Source organism: Phocaeicola faecalis, from assembly GCF_021730445.1.
Classification (GTDB): domain Bacteria; phylum Bacteroidota; class Bacteroidia; order Bacteroidales; family Bacteroidaceae; genus Phocaeicola; species Phocaeicola faecalis.
The window spans coordinates 433714-453455 of record NZ_JADNRM010000001.1; the positions used below are offsets into that span (position 1 = coordinate 433714).

General features: G+C 43.9%; 18 protein-coding genes. 7 read left to right on the plus strand and 11 right to left on the minus strand.

Features of this window, described 5'->3' with window-relative positions; translation table 11 throughout:
• Positions 1–15 precede the first annotated feature (15 nt).
• A complete protein-coding gene (locus IR173_RS01850; protein ID WP_237037986.1) occupies positions 16–234 on the minus strand; it encodes a DUF4492 domain-containing protein in 219 nt (72 codons plus the stop codon).
• Positions 235–389: 155 nt separating this feature from the next.
• On the opposite strand from IR173_RS01850, the gene IR173_RS01855 reads away from it, so the two are divergent.
• From IR173_RS01855 to IR173_RS01880, 6 genes are all read left to right on the plus strand, one after another.
• Positions 390–1733, plus strand: coding sequence for a TolC family protein (locus tag IR173_RS01855; protein ID WP_237037987.1), 1344 nt, complete (start codon positions 390–392; stop codon positions 1731–1733).
• Positions 1734–1767: 34 nt separating this feature from the next.
• Positions 1768–2985: an efflux RND transporter periplasmic adaptor subunit gene (locus IR173_RS01860; RefSeq protein ID WP_237037988.1), complete on the plus strand. Its 1218-nt coding sequence runs from the start codon at positions 1768–1770 to the stop codon at positions 2983–2985.
• A gap of 36 nt (positions 2986–3021) precedes the next feature.
• A complete protein-coding gene (locus tag IR173_RS01865; protein ID WP_237037989.1) occupies positions 3022–3765 on the plus strand; it encodes an ABC transporter ATP-binding protein in 744 nt (247 codons plus the stop codon).
• 41 nt (positions 3766–3806) lie between these two features.
• Entirely contained in the window at positions 3807–5027 is a 1221-nt protein-coding gene (locus IR173_RS01870) for an ABC transporter permease (protein WP_237037990.1), read from the plus strand.
• Between the two features lie 148 nt (positions 5028–5175).
• Positions 5176–6231 carry a sensor histidine kinase gene (locus IR173_RS01875; protein WP_237037991.1) on the plus strand — a complete coding sequence of 352 codons (1056 nt, stop codon included), beginning with the start codon at positions 5176–5178 and terminating at the stop codon, positions 6229–6231.
• Positions 6228–6953 (plus strand): LytR/AlgR family response regulator transcription factor, encoded by a 726-nt coding sequence (locus tag IR173_RS01880; RefSeq protein WP_237037992.1) that lies wholly within the window; start codon positions 6228–6230, stop codon positions 6951–6953. Before IR173_RS01875 ends, IR173_RS01880 begins: the two co-directional genes overlap by 4 nt.
• Positions 6954–7690: 737 nt before the next feature.
• Here IR173_RS01880 and IR173_RS01885 read toward each other — a convergent pair.
• From IR173_RS01885 to dnaB, 4 genes are all read right to left on the minus strand, one after another.
• Positions 7691–7933: a TIGR03905 family TSCPD domain-containing protein gene (locus IR173_RS01885; protein ID WP_237037993.1), complete on the minus strand. Its 243-nt coding sequence runs from the start codon at positions 7931–7933 to the stop codon at positions 7691–7693.
• A gap of 1 nt (position 7934) precedes the next feature.
• The gene (locus tag IR173_RS01890; RefSeq protein ID WP_237037994.1) at positions 7935–8669 is read right to left on the minus strand and encodes a YebC/PmpR family DNA-binding transcriptional regulator; all 735 of its coding nucleotides are present in this window, start codon (positions 8667–8669) and stop codon (positions 7935–7937) included.
• Between the two features lie 222 nt (positions 8670–8891).
• Entirely contained in the window at positions 8892–11354 is a 2463-nt protein-coding gene (pheT, locus tag IR173_RS01895; RefSeq protein WP_237037995.1) for a phenylalanine--tRNA ligase subunit beta, read from the minus strand.
• Positions 11355–11436: 82 nt separating this feature from the next.
• A complete protein-coding gene (dnaB, locus tag IR173_RS01900; RefSeq protein WP_237037996.1) occupies positions 11437–12996 on the minus strand; it encodes a replicative DNA helicase in 1560 nt (519 codons plus the stop codon).
• A gap of 232 nt (positions 12997–13228) precedes the next feature.
• Between dnaB and ispE the strand changes: the two genes are divergently transcribed.
• Positions 13229–14056: a 4-(cytidine 5'-diphospho)-2-C-methyl-D-erythritol kinase gene (gene ispE, locus IR173_RS01905; RefSeq protein WP_237037997.1), complete on the plus strand. Its 828-nt coding sequence runs from the start codon at positions 13229–13231 to the stop codon at positions 14054–14056.
• Between the two features lie 516 nt (positions 14057–14572).
• On the opposite strand, the gene galE is transcribed toward ispE, so the two are convergent.
• From galE to IR173_RS01935, 6 genes are all read right to left on the minus strand, one after another.
• Complete coding sequence (galE, locus tag IR173_RS01910) at positions 14573–15607, minus strand: UDP-glucose 4-epimerase GalE (RefSeq protein ID WP_237037998.1); 1035 nt, start codon at positions 15605–15607, stop codon at positions 14573–14575.
• Positions 15608–15640: 33 nt separating this feature from the next.
• Complete coding sequence (locus IR173_RS01915; protein WP_237037999.1) at positions 15641–16537, minus strand: hypothetical protein; 897 nt, start codon at positions 16535–16537, stop codon at positions 15641–15643.
• Between the two features lie 139 nt (positions 16538–16676).
• Positions 16677–17279, minus strand: coding sequence for an electron transport complex subunit RsxA (gene rsxA, locus IR173_RS01920; RefSeq protein ID WP_005841506.1), 603 nt, complete (start codon positions 17277–17279; stop codon positions 16677–16679).
• 18 nt (positions 17280–17297) lie between these two features.
• On the minus strand, positions 17298–17882 hold the full coding sequence (locus IR173_RS01925) for an RnfABCDGE type electron transport complex subunit E (RefSeq protein ID WP_005841504.1): 585 nt from the start codon (positions 17880–17882) through the stop codon (positions 17298–17300).
• Between the two features lie 14 nt (positions 17883–17896).
• Positions 17897–18748 (minus strand): RnfABCDGE type electron transport complex subunit G, encoded by an 852-nt coding sequence (locus IR173_RS01930; RefSeq protein WP_237038000.1) that lies wholly within the window; start codon positions 18746–18748, stop codon positions 17897–17899.
• Positions 18745–19734: an RnfABCDGE type electron transport complex subunit D gene (locus IR173_RS01935; protein ID WP_237038001.1), complete on the minus strand. Its 990-nt coding sequence runs from the start codon at positions 19732–19734 to the stop codon at positions 18745–18747. Before IR173_RS01935 ends, IR173_RS01930 begins: the two co-directional genes overlap by 4 nt.
• Positions 19735–19742 lie beyond the last annotated feature (8 nt).

Here is a 19742-nt window from a genome sequence, read left to right on the forward strand (position 1 = left end):
TTGATATTAAAATGTTTATGGATTTGCACGTTTAATCAACTCTTCCCCCACATATTGCTGCTTCTCTTGAGGGGTCTTCTCCTTTAAAAAAGAAGGAAAGAAAAAAAGCTTCAAAATAAAAAACATAATAAACAGTTTGATAAGGATAATGGCCCAAAGCGTCCGGCCAAGGGTCATTTCACGGAAACCGTCCCGATAGAACGTCCATATACGGGCTAACAAAGTATTACTCATAGAAACTTATCTTAAACTTGTAATTATTACAAAGGAAAACACTTTATCGGTAAAAAGCAAGTTTTTGTCCATAGAAATATGCCGATAATCTATATTTATTGCCGATAAAAGCAATGCTCCCTACATTTGCAATAACAAATTAAACCCCAAAAAGGATGAGACAACGAGTAGTATATTTAGCAATTAGCTTATTAGCGGCCTCTTCATTAACCGCCCAGGAAGCAAAGAAATGGACTTTGAACGACTGCATTGAATATGCCTTGGAGAAGAATATCCAGTTACAGCAGGACAAAATCTCATTGGAAGAAAGTGATGTGGATGTAAAGACTGCGAAAGCAGCCCTCTTCCCCAGCCTATCGTTCAGCACCGGACACAATGTTACAAACCGTCCGTATCAGGAAAACAGCAGCACCGTCAGCGGTACTGAAATCATCAGCAGTAACAACAAGACCACTTATAGCGGCAACTACGGACTGAATGCCCAATGGACGGTTTGGAATGGGAACAAACGCATGAATACAATCAAGCAAAGAAAAATGAACCGCGAAATAGCGGGACTCACCGTAGCCGAAACAGAAAACTCATTGCAAGAACAGATTGCACAGGTGTTTATCCAAATTCTATATGCCGACGAATCGGTGAAAATTAATGAGAATACCTTGCAAGTGAGCCGCGCCACTTACGAACGTGGCGTGGAACTCTTCAACGAAGGAAGTATCTCCAAAGCCGACCTTGCACAGTTGGAAGCTCAGGTTAGTAATGACCAATACCAATTGGTCACAGCCCAAAGTTCACTTCGGGATTATAAATTGCAACTCAAACAACTGCTCGAGCTGGACGGAACGGAGGAAATGAATCTTGTTCTCCCCGAATTGACAGACGAACACGTGCTACAGCCCTTGCCCAGCCAGACAGATGTATATCAGCAGGCATTGGCTTCACGTCCCGAAATACAAAGCAGCAAACTTAATATCGAAAGTTCAAAGTTGGACATTTCCGTTGCCAAAGCCGGCTACTACCCCACCATCAGTTTAAGTGCCTCTACAGGCAGTACCACCAACAGTGCCAGCGAAAACGCTTGGGGGAAACAGATGAAATATGGTTGGAACAACATGATAGGAATTAATCTCAGCATCCCTATCTTCGATAACCGCCAAAACAAAAGTGCTGTTCAGAAAGCACGTCTGCAATACAGCAGCAGTCAGCTCGATTTGATTAATAAACAAAAGGAGCTATACAAAAATATAGAAAGCCTTTGGCTGGATGCCACAAATGCCCGGCAGCAATATAATGCTGCCGAAAGCAAACTGAAAAGCAGCCGGACCAGTTTTGATATGGTAAGCGAACAATTCAATCTGGGCATGAAGAATACGGTGGAACTCCTGACCGAAAAAAACAACCTGCTCAGTGCACAGCAACAACGCATTCAAGCCAAATATATGGCTATCCTGGACCGCACGTTGCTGAACTTCTATGCAGGACAAGAAATAAAGTTATAATACCGAAAATATAAACGTCATACATAAATATAATATGGAAAAGAAAAAAACTATCCTCCTCAGTGCCGCAGTTGTAATGGTTGCAGCCGGCGCTTTGTGGATGCTCGGAGGCTCTGAAGCAAAAAGTACAGTAGGCTTTGCAACAGAAAAGGTGAAGAAAGGTAATATCAGCAACTCAATCACAGCTACAGGAACAATCGAACCTGTGACGGAAGTCGAAGTCGGTACTCAAGTATCCGGCATCATCGACAAGATTTATGTAGACTATAATTCCGTAGTAACCAAAGGCGAACTGATAGCCGAAATGGATAAAATCACACTCCAAAGCGAACTTCAATCTGCCCGGGCTACCTACGATGGCAGCAAAGCGGAATACGACTATCAAAAAAAGCTGTATGAACGCAACAAGAAATTGCACGACAAACAGCTCATCAGTGATACCGATTACGAACAGTATGTATATAACTACGAACGTGCCAAAAGCTCATTCGATGCCAGCAAAGCCGCCCTTGCCAAAGCCGAGCGCAACCTCTCGTATGCGACCATCACCTCCCCCATTGACGGAGTGGTAACCAGCCGTGATGTAGAAGAAGGACAGACTGTCGCTTCCGGTTTCGAAACCCCGACTCTCTTTACCATTGCTGCTGACCTGACCAAAATGCAGGTAGTGGCAGACGTGGATGAGGCCGATATCGCCGGAGTGGAAGACAGCGCCCGCGTCACCTTCACTGTCGATGCCTATCCCGACGATGTATTCGAAGGTTATGTAAGACAGATACGTTTGGGAAGTACGAACAGCAGTAGCAGCAGTTCCACTACCAGCAGTACCACAGTTGTCACATACGAAGTAGTCATTACTGCCGACAATCCCGACTTGAAACTGAAACCCCGCCTCACAGCCAATGCCACTATCTATACATTAAACAAAAACAATGTATTGACTGTACCTAGCAAAGCACTGCGGTTCACACCGAATAAAGACATAGCCAAAGGATATAAAATCAACGACTGCCAAGGAGAGCACAAAGTGTGGACACTGGAAGGCAATACGTTCACCGCACATCCGGTTAAAATCGGCATATCAAACGGTACACAGACCGAGGTTCTAAGCGGCATCACCGAAAATATGCCTGTCGTTACCGAAACGGTAGTCAACAGCAATACTCCCCAAATGGAGGAATCGGCCGAAGGTGGAGAAAGAAGTCCGTTTATGCCCGGCCCTCCGGGAAGCAAGAAAAAAAACAATAAATAAACTTGCGCAGTCAGAACCTATTTATTCCCAAAACAGATGAAAAAGATTATCGAACTTCAAAATATCAAACGAAACTTTCAAGTGGGTGAAGAAACCGTACACGCTTTGCGCGGCATCTCCTTCACCATCTACGAAGGAGAGTTTGTCACCATCATGGGCACCTCAGGTTCGGGTAAATCCACCCTGCTGAATACATTGGGTTGCCTTGATACTCCCACCAGCGGAGAATACCTGCTGGACGGCGTATCTGTCCGTACCATGAGCAAGCCACAGCGTGCCATACTGCGCAACCGCAAAATCGGTTTCGTATTCCAGAACTACAACCTGCTGCCCAAAACCACAGCAGTGGAAAATGTGGAACTCCCGCTGATGTACAACTCTTCTGTCTCGGCAGCCGAAAGACGAAAAAGAGCGGTTGACTCACTGATGTCTGTCGGTCTGGGCGACCGCCTGGAACACAAGTCCAACCAAATGTCGGGAGGACAGATGCAACGCGTCGCCATTGCCCGCGCTTTGGTCAACAATCCGGCAGTAATCCTTGCCGACGAAGCTACCGGTAACCTTGACACCCGCACTTCCTTCGAAATCCTTGTACTCTTCCAAAAGTTACATGCCGAAGGACGTACCATTATCTTCGTTACCCACAACCCCGAACTGGCACAATACAGCAGCCGAAACATCCGCCTGCGCGACGGTCATGTGATAGAAGACACTGTCAATACCCATATCCTGTCTGCCTCCGAAGCACTGGCTGCCCTGCCCAAAAATGATGAAGACTAATCTTCATCAGCAACAAGAAATAAATTAAACAATACCCAATTATGAACGGAACAAACCTATTCAAAATAGCTCTTCGGGCTCTAGCCAACAACAAGCTGCGTGCCTTCCTCACCATGCTGGGAATCATCATCGGTGTGGCATCCGTTATCGCCATGCTTGCCATCGGCCAAGGCTCAAAGAAAAGTATCCAGCAACAAATCTCGGAGATGGGTTCGAACATGATTATGATTCATCCGGGAGCCGAGATGCGCGGCGGGGTTCGCCAAGACCCTTCGGCCATGCAGACATTGAAACTGGATAATTATGAGAAACTCAGTGAAGAGTGCACTTACCTTTCGGGCATTAGCCCCAATGTATCTTCCTCCGGACAACTGGTGGCAGGCTCGAACAACTACCCTTCTTCCGTCAGTGGAGTCAGCATTGATTACCTCAACATCCGCCAGCTCAGTGTGGAACAAGGCGAAATGTTTACCGAAAACGATATCCGCACCGCAGCCAAAGTCTGTGTCATCGGCAAGACCATTGTCGACAATCTGTTCCCCGACGGTTCCGACCCCATCGGAAAAGTCATCCGCTGCAACCAAATTCCCATGCGTGTAGTGGGTGTACTGAAATCAAAAGGCTACAACTCCATGGGGCAAGACCAGGATGATGTGGTACTTGCTCCTTACAGTACCGTCATGAAGCGATTACTCGCACAGACCTATCTGGGTGGCATTTTTGCCTCTGCCCTGACAGAAGACATGACTGAAGAGGCTGTGGAAGAAATCACCTCCATCCTGCGTCGGGAACATAAGTTGAAAGCCACCGATGATGACGATTTCACCATTCGCACCCAGCAAGAGCTAAGCAGTATGCTGAATACCACCACCGACCTGATGACTACCTTGCTGGCTTGCATTGCCGGCATCTCGCTCGTAGTCGGGGGCATCGGAATTATGAATATCATGTATGTTTCCGTTACCGAACGTACACGCGAAATCGGCCTGCGGATGTCAGTCGGGGCACGTGGCGTCGATATCCTTTCACAGTTCCTCATCGAAGCCATTCTTATCAGTATCACCGGCGGTTTGATAGGCGTGATTATCGGTTGCGGTGCCAGCTTTATGATTAAGGCAATAGCGCATTGGCCCGTGTTCATCCAACCTTGGAGTGTCCTGCTTTCCTTCGCCGTCTGTACGGTTACGGGAGTTTTCTTCGGATGGTATCCGGCCAAGAAAGCGGCAGACCTCGACCCGATTGATGCCATACGTTATGAATAAAAAGGTTTGGCACCGGCCATTCTTCTCGTTTCATGCCTGTGAGATACTTCTCCACAGACAAGGAACGAGAAATTTATCGGTACGATAAGATAAATTTAATACCTTCAGAATCCTATTTTAACCCTGAACTTTTTTATCTTTGCCTATTATGAAACAAATATTATCTCAACGTCGTCCGCTGGAACTGACCATACATATTGTCAGTTGGCTGCTGATATTCGGCTTCCCACTTGTTTTTGTAGACAGAGGAAGCGGCATGAACTGGCATCAGTTCCTACGCCACAGTTGTGTCCCCCTCTGCTATTTCCTGATATTCTATATCAACTACTTATGGTTGGTGCCGCGTTATCTCTTCAATGATGAGATACGAAAATATATTATCGGCAATACTATCCTGATTCTTCTCTCTTCATTGCTACTCCACCTGTTGCTGGAGAAATTCAGCACTCCTCCACCCGAGGAATTTGTACGCCGCATGCCTCCACGCTGGATATTCTACATACGCGATGTCGTATCAATGATTTTCGTTGCCGGACTGGGAGCTGCCATCCGCACCAGTCTGCGATGGAGGCAAGCACAGGAGATGCTTCTGGAAGCCGAACGACAGAAAACGGAAGCGGAACTGAAGAATCTAAAGAACCAATTGAACCCGCATTTCCTGCTCAACACGCTGAACAATATCTATGCCCTGATAGCATTCAACAGTGACAAGGCGCAAGAAGCAGTTCAAGAGCTGAGCAAATTGCTCCGACACGTGCTTTACGACAATCAGCAGACCTTTGTTCCGTTAGAGAAAGAACTTGACTTCATCCGCAATTACGTGGCACTAATGCGCATCCGCCTATCTCCACAAGTGAAAGTAAGCCTGCATCTGGCAACAGATTCAGGCAACTCGTTGCTCATTGCTCCTCTGCTCTTTATTTCTTTGATAGAAAATGCCTTTAAACATGGCATCAGTCCCACTGCCCACAGCTTTATCAGCATCGCCATCACCGGAAACGCCGATGGTACAGTGCGTTGCGAGATACTGAACAGCAACCATCCCAAGACCGAGCAGGACAAAAGCGGCAGCGGCATCGGACTGGAGCAGGTGAGCAAACGACTGGAGCTGATTTATCCCCGACATTATGAATGGGAAAAAGGCATCAGTGCCAACGGTCAGGTCTATTCTTCTATACTAACCATTCAAACCAAGAAACTATGATACTGAATTGTGCAATAGTAGATGACGAGCCTTTGGCTTTGGAGTTATTACAAAGCTATGTGGAAAAGACTGCTTTCCTACGGCTGGTAGGCAAATACTCCAGTGCCGTGCAAGCCATGAATGAGATTCCCGCACACGAAGAAGTGCACATACTTTTTCTCGACATACAGATGCCGGAACTGAACGGATTGGAATTTTCGCACATGGTAAGCTCTGAAACACGTATCATCTTCACCACCGCTTTCGGGCAATACGCATTAGACAGCTACAAGGTCAATGCGCTGGACTACCTGCTAAAACCAATAAGTTATGCCGACTTCCTGCAGTCGGTAAACAAAGCGGTGCAATGGTTCGAACTGAAACAAAAAGCCGGAAACGCACCGGAGGAAGAAGCAAGTCACGAATACATTTATGTTAAAAGCGATTACAAACTGGTACAGATAGCCCTCGACAAGATTCTATACATCGAAGGCCTGAAGGATTACATAAAAATACATCTGGAAAACGAACCGAAAGCCATCTTGTCGCTTATCAGCATGAAAGCCATGGAAGAAAAACTTCCATCAAGCCGTTTTATACGCATACATCGCTCATTTATAGTGCAAAAGAGCAAAATAAAGATAATTGACCGGGGACGCATTGTTTTCGGCAAGGAATACATTCCCATTTCTGACAGTTACAAGCAAGAGATACAAACTTATTTGAATAGCCATTCTGTATAAAAAATCTTATTATTAATAGGATAATAAATCAAATTCGTCGATATCTTTTTGCTAAAAACAAATAAATAACGTATATTTGCAACATAGACAAGGGAAGTTGTGAAACTTCTTAATAGAATAGTTTAGTTAAGTCTAGTTTAGTTTTTGTGTTGTAAGTGCTCCCTCCATTAGAGAATGGTTAGGGAGCACATTTTTTTTCTTGGGTCAGCCTTTATTCCGGGGGAGTTTCACATATCATATCACAACAAAGGGAAGAGTAAGCCGTTTCATAGGGTCAGTCAAGGCTTTTTAAACGGAAGATTATTACAGTCTCCGGTAGCAGACTGTACAGTCCACTGCTGCAGACTGTACAGTCCATTACTGGAGACTGTACGGTCCACTGCCGGAGACTGTAGTAATTCGACTGATAGACAGGCATAATCGAAAGGACAAAAACGCTTAGTCTGGCTAATGAAACGACTTGGGGAATTTAAAACGTATGCAGAGGTTGAAAACCGGAGGAGGCAACATCCGGTGACAGGATATAGAGATGTCTTTATTTAATTTTAACGAATTTATTTCAGTGGGAGGGTGAACTAAATGAATGAATGGCGCGTTATATATTTGTGTTTTTCATAGTAATAGATTTAAGATTAATAGTTAGTATTTGCTTGTGAAAGTCAGTACACTTACAGATAAAAGCGTTTATCTGAAAAGAAAAAAGAGGTCACTCAGCAATGGGTAACCTCTTTCTTCTTTTATTTCATCTCACGCAATGCCTTGCATAGTTGGTCGGGACAGGAAGTGGAACGATTTCCACACTTCACTCCTTCCAATTTATCGAGCACATCTTCAACTTTCATTCCTTTTATCAGCCGACTAATCCCTTGCAGATTTCCATTACATCCGCCCCAAAAGAAGACCTGTTGAATGACGCCGTTCTCTACTTCCACCTCAATGTGGCTACTGCAAGTACCCTGCGTCTTATAAGTAATCTTCATTTTACTCTTCTTCAGCTGGTTTCATGTTTGTATAAACGGTCTGAACATCATCAAACTCTTCCAGACGGTCCACCATCTTATCAATTGTTTCGCGCTGTTCGGGAGTTACATCCTTCAGGTCGTTAGGAATATAAGTAAAGTCACCACCTACTTCCTCGAAACCACATTCTTCCAAGTGCTTCTGAATAGCGGCATAGCTCTTCGGGTCACCATAGATAGTGATTGTTCCTTCTTCTTCATCAATATCGAATTCATCTTCTACACCGTAATCAATCAAATCAAGAATCAGTTCTTCCATGTCAAGACCTTCTTTCTGCTTGAAAGTAAAGACACATTTATGATCGAACAAGAAAGCCAATGAACCGGTAGTTCCCATGTTGCCGCCGAATTTATTGAATACAGAACGAACGTCTGCCACGGTACGAGTGGTATTATCGGTCAAAGTATCAACGAATACTGCCACCCCGTGAGGGCCGTATCCTTCGTAAGTCATACCTTTGTAGTCGCTGGTATCCTTACCCATTGCATTTTTAATAGCACGCTCGATGTTATCCTTCGGCATGTTTTCGCGCTTACAAGTAGCGATAACACCACGCAAAGTGGGGTTATTTTCCGGTTCCGGTCCGCCTGCCTTTACAGCAATAGCGATTTGTTTACCCAGTCTTGTAAATGTCTTGGCCATGTGGCCCCATCTTTTCAGCTTTGTAGCTTTTCTATATTCAAATGCTCTTCCCATTGGATTATATTTTTATAAATGGTTATTTTATTATTTACTTTTCTTCGCTGAACATAAGACTCCCAAGCCTAATATAGCAGTCAATATATTTAAGGAAGGCGAAATCAGCCCCCTATCCCATCCGTCTGCCGAATACCTATAAATCCAAAGACCCACAGCACTTATCAGCAAAATAATGAAAAGGGCAATCAATGCATATTTCTTTTAGGAGTCATTATATCCTTATCTTAGTTTCGCATTCAATTTGTTTTCCAGATTGGCAATCAGCTTAGACATAATCTTGTCGATTTGCTTGTCGTTCAGTGTTGCATTTTCATCCTGCAACAAGAAGCTGACAGCATAGCTCTTCTTACCCGGTTCCAAATTCTTGCCTTCGTATACATCAAACAGTTCTACTTCTTTCAGCAGTTTCTTTTCTGTCTCGTAAGCTATCTTTTCGATTTCGGCAAATTGTATGTTCTTGTCAAGCAACAGCGCCAAGTCACGTCTTACAGCTGGGAACTTAGAAAGTTCCTTAAAGTTGACCTTCGAAGTCTTGATAGCTTTCATCAGCTCATTCCAATTGATTTCGGCATAATATACCTCATTGTCAATATCGAATGTTTTTTGAATCTTCTTGCTGACGATACCAAACGTAGCCAGCAACTTACCGCCGCGCGTGTGTACGCTGACAGCTACAGAATAGATATCATTACTCAAATTACCGAATACCACGTTACCGAAGTTCAAGCCCAAACGAGTGAATATATTCATCACGTATGCTTTCAGTTCATAAACGCTGGTGTTTTCATCGGGATGTGCCCATGAGTTGCTCACGCGCTTACCTGTCACCCATAATCCCAAATGATATTCTTCTTTGTATGCAGCCAAAACCTTTTCGGGGTTCTTCTTTTCTGCATTAAAGAAATAGCAGTTGCCGAACTCAAAGAACTTCAAATCGGCATTCTTACGGTTGGCATTGTGCTGGATGCTTTCCAAACCGCCGAACAACAGAGTCTGACGCATTACGTTCAGGTCATTGCTTAACGGGTTCATCAAATTGACAAGGTTTTCGGGCTTATAAGTATCCAAACCTTCATAATATCCGGCAGCAGTCAGTGAGTTATTCAGGATTTCATTGAATCCGCAACCAATCAGCTGTTCGGATATCAAGTTCTGAAGCTGTTGGGATTTATCTACTTCCCCCTTCGTAGTCAGGCTTGACTTTAATGTTGTGGGAATTTCCACATTATTATATCCATAGATACGAAGAATGTCTTCTACCACATCACAGTCACGCTGAACGTCTACACGATAAGCAGGAACTTGTAAAGTCAGTCCTTCGGGAGTCTCGTCTACAATCTTCATCTCAAGGCTGGTAACGATACTCTTTATCGTCTCCACCGGAATGACTTTTCCAATCAGTGAATGAGCCTTCTCATAGTTTAGCTCTACCATGAAATCAGCAACCGGATGAGGATAATTGTCTTTAATTTCAGAAGCGATGGTTCCGCCTGCCAGCTCTTTCACCAGCAGAGCAGCTTCTTTCAACGCATAGATAGTTCCGTTAGGATCAATACCACGCTCGAAACGGAAAGAAGAATCGGTACTTAATCCGTGACGGCGTGCTGTTTTACGCACCCAAGTCGGATTGAAATATGCACTTTCGAGGAACACATCCACGGTTTGTTCCGTAGTACCTGAATCCAAGCCACCAAATACACCGGCAATACACATCGGTTCTTCAGTATTACATATCATCAAATCTCTATCAGACAAGGTACGTTCCACTTCATCCAAAGTGATAAACTTAGTGCCTTCGGCAACGGTCTTTACAACAATCTTACCACCTTTAATTTTATCGGCATCAAAGCAATGCAACGGTTGACCATAAGCGTGAAGAATGTAGTTGGTGATATCCACAATATTATTGATTGGACGAAGACCTATCAAACGCAGTTTGTTTTGTAGCCATTCGGGGCTTTCTTTTACAGTAACTCCCTTAATGGAAACTCCGGCATAACGGGGGCATGCTTCGGTGTTTTCCACTTCGATGGCAATATCCATATCATGGTTGTCCACCTTAAAGCCTTCCACTGAAGGACGGCTCAACGTAGCCTGTTTGCCGTTCTGAATCAAATAAGCATACAAGTCACGGGCCACACCATAGTGAGAGCAAGCATCTGCCCGATTCGGAGTAATGTCCACTTCAAGCACATAATCGCTCTTGATGTTATAATAATCTTTGGCAGGAGTTCCGGGCACAGCATCTGCCGGCAAAACAATGATACCGTCATGACTGGTTCCGATGCCAATCTCATCTTCGGCACAAATCATACCGATGGACTCAACACCGCGAAGTTTTGATTTTTTGATGGTAAAGCATTCTTCACCGTCATATAGTTTAGTACCCAGAGTGGCAACCACTACTTTTTGTCCGGCAGCTACATTAGGAGCGCCGCAAACAATCTGCACAGGTTCTCCCTGTCCCAAGTTAACCGTAGTCACATGCATGTGGTCAGAGTTGGGATGAGGTTCGCAAGTCAGCACTTCGCCGATAACAATACCTTCCAGACCACCTTTAATTGTTTGGACTTCTTCTACGCCTCCTGTTTCCAGACCGATAGAAGTCAGCGCTGCTGCCACTTCCTCAGGGGTCAAATCGAAGTTGACGTATTCTTTCAGCCAATTATAAGAGATATTCATATATGATATATTTTATGTATTTCAAAATGACCTGCAAATTTAATAGTTTTTTTTGGGATAAGCTTTGTTTTTATGAAAAATGTCAGAAAGGCAAAGGCCCTTCGGGAATCGGCGCACCAAAAGGATTATTCTCTGCCGGAGCCGCATCTGCCGGAGGAGGAGGAATACTGCCCCCGCCCTTGCCATTCATTTTGGAGCGGATAATACCCGGTTCTTCTCCCGGCAACGGTATAATCATCTCATCATCCGGATTCTGGAAACGGGCGAATTCACCGCGGAAGCGCAACAATACATCACCTACAGCACCGTTACGATGCTTGGCAATAATGATTTCCGCCATACCATGCAGGTCGTTTCCTTTTTCATCCTGAAATATCTTGTAATATTCGGGACGATGGATGAAGCACACCATGTCGGCATCCTGCTCGATGGCTCCGGATTCGCGTAGGTCACTCAACTGAGGACGCTTTCCGTCAATACCTTCACGGCTTTCCACACCACGGTTCAACTGACTCAGAGCAATAATCGGAATGTTCAACTCCTTTGCCAATCCTTTCAATGAACGCGAAATGGTACTAACCTCTTCCTGACGGCTGCCAAACGACATACCGCTCGCATTCATCAACTGCAAGTAGTCAATGATAATTATTTTCACTCCATGTTCACGTACCAAACGCCTTGCCTTTGTTCTCAATTCGAAAACCGAAAGAGAAGGAGTATCGTCGACAAACAAAGGAGCGTCATACAACTCCTTAATCTTATAGTCTAACTGGCCCCATTCGTATGGAGCCAACTGCCCACTCTTAATTTTCTCACCCGGTATCTCACACACATTGACAATCAAACGATTTACCAACTGTACATTCGCCATTTCAAGCGAAAACAAAGCTACCGGAATCTTTGCATTGACTGCCATATTCTTAGCCATTGAAAGCACAAACGCAGTTTTACCCATGGCCGGACGAGCAGCAATAATAACAAGATCGGAGTTCTGCCAGCCCGAAGTCATTTTGTCCAACGCATGGAAACCACTTTCCAAACCACTCAAACCATCTGTACGCGCCGCCGCTTTCTGAAGCATCTCATACGCCTCCTGAATAACCGGATTGATTTGCGTATAATCCTTCTTCATATTCTGCTGCGAGATTTCGAACAGCTTCCCTTCAGCCTCTTGCATCAAGTCATCCACATCCTGTGTCTCATCGAAGGCTTTTGTCTGAATATTACTGGTAAAAGAAATCAGTTCGCGTGCCAAAAACTTTTGGGCTATAATTCGTGCATGATATTCAATATGGGCGGACGATGCTACCTTACCACTCAACTGAGTGATATAAAAAGGGCCTCCCACCTCATCCAAATCACCGGTGCTACGCAACTGTTCGGCAACGGTCAGAATATCCACCGGCTGTTGGCGTAATGCCAAAGCTGTGATAGCCTGATATATCAACTGATGACGATGTTCGTAAAAAGATTCGGGGCGAAGAATCTCACTCACCAGTGAATATGCGTCTTTTTCTATCATTAACGCTCCTAATACTGCCTCTTCCAATTCGGGCGCCTGTGGCTGCAAATGCCCATATTCATCAACGGGTTTTGCCTTTACAGTTTTAGGAGTACGTGTCGTTTTTCTTACTTCTGCCATTTCCATTCGTTTAAAGTAGGGCAAAGATAGAACTTTTTGACGAGTTGAACATCCAGCTGGGAGCAAAAATAACAAAAGAAATACGAAGGCTTTTTTCTATAAAATATGAACAATCCATACACAAAATGGTTTTTTATATGGTTAAATGAAAAGTTTACCTTATATTTGAGCCGTGTCACGTGCTCAGAAGCCATAATAAAGACACACTAGAAATTAATCTAAATAAAAGAATATGATAACATTTCCGAATGCCAAAATCAATCTGGGTCTGAATATTATAGAAAAACGCCCAGATGGTTACCACAACCTAGAAACAATTTTTTATCCTATCAACCTTCAAGATGCGCTGGAAGTCACACGTTCTACAAGCAGTGATAAAGAGTACAATCTTCATGTAAGCGGTACAACCTTAGACGGCGAACCGGAAGATAATCTGGTAGTCAAGGCTTATAAGTTGCTGAAACAGGATTTTCCACAAATGGATGCCATCGAAATTCACATGTACAAGCATATTCCTGCAGGAGCAGGATTGGGTGGCGGCTCGTCAGATGCGGCACACATGATTAAACTATTAAATGAAAAGTTTGCCCTGAACATCAGTCGTGAGAAAATGGAAGAATACGCAGCACGCCTCGGTGCCGACTGTGCATTTTTCATTCAAAACAAACCGGTATTTGCAACGGGTATCGGCAATATCTTCGAACCGGTTGATTTGTCTTTGAAAGGATATCACATCGTATTGGCTAAGCCGGATATTTTTGTTTCTACCCGCGATGCTTTCGCTGCCATAAAGCCACAGCGTCCTGCTGTTTCCTTAAAAGAAGTAATCAAGCAGCCGATAGAGACATGGAAAGACAACATGAGAAATGATTTTGAAGACAGTGTATTCTTAAAATTCCCCGAAATAGCTGCCATCAAAGATGAATTATATGATTTGGGAGCCGTATACGCTTCTATGAGTGGCTCTGGTTCATGCGTATATGGTATATTCAAAGAACCTATAAAGAATGTAGAAAACAAGTTCTGTCAATGCTTCTGCAGACAGCGTGAATTGGAATAAGAGCAATAGACCGTTCTTCCCATTTATCCGAGAAACTCTTTAAACAGCATGAACCGGCTGTTTGAAGAGTTTTTTTATTCAGTTTGAGAACTTGGTTAACATAAAGAGACTCTAAAAGTTTCATAAGGCTATACAACTTATGGCATCGTATGTGTAGTCCGACACCTGCGTATGTGTAACCTCGCACGTTTTGCATCATTCTTTCGTGAAGGCATTCTTTGAAACAACACAAAGAACGGAGAATGGACGCCTGATTTTTATGGAGTCAAATATAGAACTACCAAACATAAAAAAAACTGTCCCCCGACTCACGTCGAGGAACAGCCACAACACAAACACAAAATAAAACACGACAAAACTACTATGCAATTTTTTAGCCTGCTCTATGTTTGAGTAACATAACTTACCGCCGGTCAGGTATTCACATATCCAAGAGGGGTTTCAGGTTATTTGCACTATAAAAACGCCACACTAGCGTCCTTTGTTCATCGGTCTTTCTAAAAATATCTTAATTCTTTATTGAATTCCTCTTTCTCTTAACTTAACCTGCCAATTCCATGCAGATTTCAGTGTTTCTTCGATAGTAGCCTTTGCCTGCCATCCCAACTCTTCGTTAGCGAAAGTCGGATCAGCCCATACCTTAACGATATCTCCCTGACGACGGCCTACAATCTTATAGTTCACCTTCACGCCTGTAGCAGCTTCAAATTTATTCAGCAATTCCAATACAGACAGACCACGGCCTGTACCGATATTGAATACTTCCACACTTTCTTTCTGTTTGTCATTCAGGATACGATCCATAGCAATTACGTGAGCCTTAGCCAAATCCACTACATAGATGTAGTCACGGATGCAAGAACCGTCAGGAGTGTCATAATCATCGCCAAATACACTCAATTGTTCCCGGATGCCCATTGCAGTCTGAGTGACATACGGCAACAAGTTTTGAGGTACACCATTAGGCAACTCACCAATCAATGCAGACGGATGTGCGCCAATCGGGTTGAAATAACGCAACATGATAGCGTGAACAGGAGAACCTGATGCTACCGTATCGCGGATAATTTCTTCATTGATTTGTTTTGTATTACCGTATGGTGATTCCGCCTTCTTGATAGGAGCAGCTTCGGTTACAGGCAACACATCAGGCTGACCATATACTGTACATGATGAAGAGAAGATAATACCTTTTACATTATGCTTAGGCATCAACTCCAACAAGTTAATCAATGAAACCAAGTTGTTACGGTAGTACAACAACGGTTTTTGGCAAGATTCACCGACTGCCTTGCTGGCTGCAAAGTGAATGATACCTTCGATACCGGCATATTTAGTAAACAGTTTGTCCATACCTTCATAATCCAGACAGTCCAACTTCTCAAATGCCGGACGGATACCTGTTACTTTTTCAATATTGTCAACTACATCGGCGTTAGAGTTTGAGAGATTATCTACAATCACTACGTCGTAACCGCTTTGTTGCAGTTCAACTACGGTATGAGAACCAATATATCCGGTTCCTCCTGTTACTAAAATTCTCTTTTTCATAAGACTTATTATTCTGTCGTTTTTTTAATAGGTTCAAAACAACTTGGAAGGATAGATGCCCTTACGAATCATGTCATTGATACGAAGAACCACCTGAATCTTATCATCGTGCGAAACCAACCCCATCCATCGGGCAGGCGTTTCAATCACTTTCACTCTGACTCCTTCTCTTATCCGTTCATTCATAAAAGCAGGTATGGAATAATGAGCTTTCAAATCCATTCCGTTTTCATCAATAAACTTATCGAATGCAGCTTGCATCTCATTAAATATATCCGGTCTAAAACCCCACATATTCATCGAAACCAAGCTATTATCATCCAGCGCCACCCATTTATGCACCTCGTTAGGATACATAGGATTACCACTGATACGTTCTACTCCTGTACGGTCTGTCACAGAAATCAAATATCCGTTTTCATCCACTTCACAAATACCCCGGGTTACTCCCCCACTCTCCGCTAAAACGTTTTTCAATCTATAGCAAACATTGAAACTATGGTAACCGGCATCTTTCAATGCCACTAAATTATTATACAATAATTCAAAACTCTCACGCTGATAGAAATTAACCGCATTAATCACTCCAAACGGGGCATCTATTAACTTTTCGCCCATCAATACAGCTCTTACCGAACCATAGAGTGCTGTTCGCTTCGGATTACGTTTCTCTTCGGGAATGGTTTCTACATCCTGATAAACATATTCCACATCCACCACGTGCTCGTATTTGCCTGAAACCAGTTTCTTGAACTCTTGTTCAAAATGTCTGCTTATGACAAATACTATTTTATCAAATCCCACTCTTACGGCATCATATACGGAAAAATCTAATATCGTCTCGCCATTGGGTCCAATTCCCTCCAGCTGTTTTAATCCGCCATACTTATTCCCCATAGTGGCCGCAAGTACAATCAATGTCATAGCCATTTGGTCTCTCTATTAATTCTATTGCAAAAATAAGCATAATAATTGAATTAAACAGTACGAAAGACGAAATTCTTTGTACAAAAAAGTCCGAAGCAGTGCTCCGGACTTCTGAATCGGTCTATTTGGACGATGAATTAGATTATTCTATACCAAACAACACTCCCAAACCTTTGTCTACACCAGAGAATCCCATGAACGCCATGGCCAACAGACCGGCAGTAACCAGCGCGATAGCCATTCCCTGCATTCCTTTCGGAATATTCACCAGACTCAACTGTTCGCGGATACCGGCAAACAACACCATAGCCAAAGCAAAACCAAGAGCTGTCGAGAAGGCGTAAACCACACCGGTCAACAAATCAAAGTCTTTCTGGATGACCAGGATAGCCACACCCAGAATACAGCAGTTCGTGGTAATCAGCGGAAGGAATACTCCCAATGCCTGATAAAGGGCGGGAGAAACTTTCTTTAAAATGATTTCCACCATCTGTACCAATGCCGCAATGACAAGGATAAAGGCAATGGTCTGCAAATATTCCAGCCCGAAAGCATCGAGCACGAACTTTTGGATAAGGTAGGTGACAATAGTAGCAATGGTAAGCACGAATGCAACGGCTGCACCCATACCCGTAGCTGTCTCAACTTTTTTGGATACACCGAGGAACGGGCAGATACCCAGGAATTGTGACAACACAATGTTGTTCACAAATATAGCGGTGATAAATATCAATATATATTCCATATTCTTACTTTTTACGGGTTATGCTTTCTTCAGTTTATTCACAATCGCAATAAGGTAACCTAATGCGATGAAGGCTCCCGGTGCGAGAACGAAAATCAACATTCCGTATTGCTCAGGCATAATAGCGATATCAAACAGCTTACCTGTGCCAAGGAACTCACGTACGCCACCGAGGATAGTCAATGCAAGAGTAAATCCGAGTCCCATACCCAGTCCGTCGAAGAATGAAGGTACAGGGCCATTCTTTGCAGCAAAGGCTTCGGCACGTCCCAGCAAGATACAGTTTACTACAATCAGCGGAATAAACAAGCCCAATGTAGCATAAAGTGCCGGCACGTATGCTTGCATAATCATCTGCAACAAAGTCACGAATGATGCAATAACCACAATGAACGCAGGAATACGCACCATATCAGGAATCAGATTCTTGATAGATGAGATTACCACATTCGAACAAATCAACACAAACATGGTTGCCAGTCCCATACCCATACCGTTGATGGCCGAGGAAGTGGTTCCCAATGTAGGACACATACCCAAAAGGAGTACAAACGTAGGATTCTCTTTTACAATCCCGTTCATCAATACTTTAAAATTATTCATAGTCTGCTCCTTCCTTATTTTTTGTTTTTACAATCTTGCTTGGGGCATTCTGCTTTTTTACAGTTAGCCTTGTCACAGTTCGCATTCTTGCAAGTCTCTTTGTCACAGTTAGCTTTCTTGCAATTTGCCTTGTCACACTTGGCAGAATCACATTTATCACCGCAAGCCGCTTTACATGCAGTGGAATCACAAGCCTGTTTACAGGCCCCGTCTCCCTTGCATTGAGCATCACAAGCGGCAGCACTTTCGGCAACAGCCTCAGACACCTGCTGAGTTGCGCCACTAGCTCCGTCTACATTCTGACCGCTATATGCTGCATAAGCATTATTCACAGCTTTCAAGAAAGCACGAGAAGTGATAGTAGAAGCGGTGATGGCATCTATCTGCCCGCCATCCTTACTTACTGTCAATGCTTTTGCGCCCGGATTCATTCCGGTAATATCGCCTTTGCCGCCTTTCTTAAACCAGTCGGCTGCTTTTGATCCTAATCCCGGAGTTTCGGCATGACTCAACAAAGAGTAATCAATAATATTACCCTCCTTATCGAAACCTACCAATACATTCAGCGCGCCGCCAAAGCCATTTGCTGAAGATTCTACAGCCGCACCGATAAATTCTCCGCCTTTGGTTGCTTTATATATCTTATAGGTAGCACCTTCCAGTTCGATTGTTTCAGGAGCTTCAGCAGGATTATTGTCGAATCCCGGAACAACGATAGCGATGGCATCACTCAAAGCCTTGGCATTAGCCTGTGCAATAGGTTCTTTCGTCAACTCATTTACATAGCCTAATAATGCTCCGGCCACCACGGTTACGCCTGTCAGCACGATAACCATGTTCTTCAAAGATGATTCTAGCTTTTTCATTTCTTCACTACCTCCCCGAATCTTTTAGGTTTACAATAAGTATTGATCAACGGAGTGAATGCGTTCATGATGAATATAGCGAAAGACATACCTTCGGGATACGCACCGAACAAACGGATAACCACGGTCAGGAAACCAATAGCCACACCGTAAATAATCATACCTTTATGAGTCATAGGCGAAGTAACATAGTCAGTTGCCATAAAAATAGCACCCAACATCAAACCACCTGTAAACAGGTGAACCAATGGAGATGCATAAGCAACCGGATCAACCAGATGCATCAGTCCCGCACATACAAATACAGTCACCAGGATAGAAACAGGAATATGCCAGGAAATAATCTTCTTCCACAACATATAACCCAAGCCGAGCAACAAAGCCAAAGCACTCACCTCACCCAATGAACCCGGATTATTACCCAGGAACAGGCTTAATGTATCGGGCAACTGTCCCAACGCATTCACATCACCTTTTACAGCCATCTTCATCAATGCCAACGGAGTAGCACCGGTTTCGGCATCTGTATAACTGGCCCATTGCTGAACATTAGGCCATGAAGTCATCTGCACGGGGAAAGAAATCAGCAGGAAGATACGACCTACCAACGCAGGATTGAAAGGATTGCATCCCAATCCGCCGAAAGTCATCTTACCCACACCGATAGCCACCAATGCACCGATAATAATAATCCAAAGAGGCAAGTTGGAAGGCAGATTGAATGCCAGCAACACGCCGGTTATGATAGCCGAACCATCACAGATGGTAGAGCGTTCTCTCTTCAAAATAAACTTGGTAATCGCCCATTCGAAGAATACACAGGCAGCAACCGAGGTCAGGGTTACCACCACGGCGCCCAGTCCGAACATATAGAATGACACCAGCAACGCAGGTATCAGAGCGATGAGCACACCATACATATTCTTCTGTACGCTGTCACCGCTATGGACGTGGGGCGATAATGATACTATTAATTTATTAGCCATACTATTTT

What these genes read in the sequence shown, in the direction of transcription:
- pheT (WP_237037995.1), bottom strand. Translation starts at nt 11,354, where the DNA reads ATGAATATCTCTTATAATTGGCTGAAAGAATACGTCAACTTCGATTTG.
- IR173_RS01930 (WP_237038000.1), bottom strand. Translation starts at nt 18,748, where the DNA reads ATGAAAAAGCTAGAATCATCTTTGAAGAACATGGTTATCGTGCTGACA.
- IR173_RS01885 (WP_237037993.1), bottom strand. Translation starts at nt 7,933, where the DNA reads ATGAAGATTACTTATAAGACGCAGGGTACTTGCAGTAGCCACATTGAG.
- IR173_RS01850 (WP_237037986.1), bottom strand. Translation starts at nt 234, where the DNA reads ATGAGTAATACTTTGTTAGCCCGTATATGGACGTTCTATCGGGACGGT.
- galE (WP_237037998.1), bottom strand. Translation starts at nt 15,607, where the DNA reads ATGAAAAAGAGAATTTTAGTAACAGGAGGAACCGGATATATTGGTTCT.
- dnaB (WP_237037996.1), bottom strand. Translation starts at nt 12,996, where the DNA reads ATGGCAGAAGTAAGAAAAACGACACGTACTCCTAAAACTGTAAAGGCA.
- IR173_RS01865 (WP_237037989.1), top strand. Translation starts at nt 3,022, where the DNA reads ATGAAAAAGATTATCGAACTTCAAAATATCAAACGAAACTTTCAAGTG.
- IR173_RS01915 (WP_237037999.1), bottom strand. Translation starts at nt 16,537, where the DNA reads ATGGCTATGACATTGATTGTACTTGCGGCCACTATGGGGAATAAGTAT.
- IR173_RS01870 (WP_237037990.1), top strand. Translation starts at nt 3,807, where the DNA reads ATGAACGGAACAAACCTATTCAAAATAGCTCTTCGGGCTCTAGCCAAC.
- IR173_RS01860 (WP_237037988.1), top strand. Translation starts at nt 1,768, where the DNA reads ATGGAAAAGAAAAAAACTATCCTCCTCAGTGCCGCAGTTGTAATGGTT.
- IR173_RS01855 (WP_237037987.1), top strand. Translation starts at nt 390, where the DNA reads ATGAGACAACGAGTAGTATATTTAGCAATTAGCTTATTAGCGGCCTCT.
- IR173_RS01880 (WP_237037992.1), top strand. Translation starts at nt 6,228, where the DNA reads ATGATACTGAATTGTGCAATAGTAGATGACGAGCCTTTGGCTTTGGAG.
- IR173_RS01935 (WP_237038001.1), bottom strand. Translation starts at nt 19,734, where the DNA reads ATGGCTAATAAATTAATAGTATCATTATCGCCCCACGTCCATAGCGGT.
- rsxA (WP_005841506.1), bottom strand. Translation starts at nt 17,279, where the DNA reads ATGGAATATATATTGATATTTATCACCGCTATATTTGTGAACAACATT.
- ispE (WP_237037997.1), top strand. Translation starts at nt 13,229, where the DNA reads ATGATAACATTTCCGAATGCCAAAATCAATCTGGGTCTGAATATTATA.
- IR173_RS01875 (WP_237037991.1), top strand. Translation starts at nt 5,176, where the DNA reads ATGAAACAAATATTATCTCAACGTCGTCCGCTGGAACTGACCATACAT.
- IR173_RS01925 (WP_005841504.1), bottom strand. Translation starts at nt 17,882, where the DNA reads ATGAATAATTTTAAAGTATTGATGAACGGGATTGTAAAAGAGAATCCT.
- IR173_RS01890 (WP_237037994.1), bottom strand. Translation starts at nt 8,669, where the DNA reads ATGGGAAGAGCATTTGAATATAGAAAAGCTACAAAGCTGAAAAGATGG.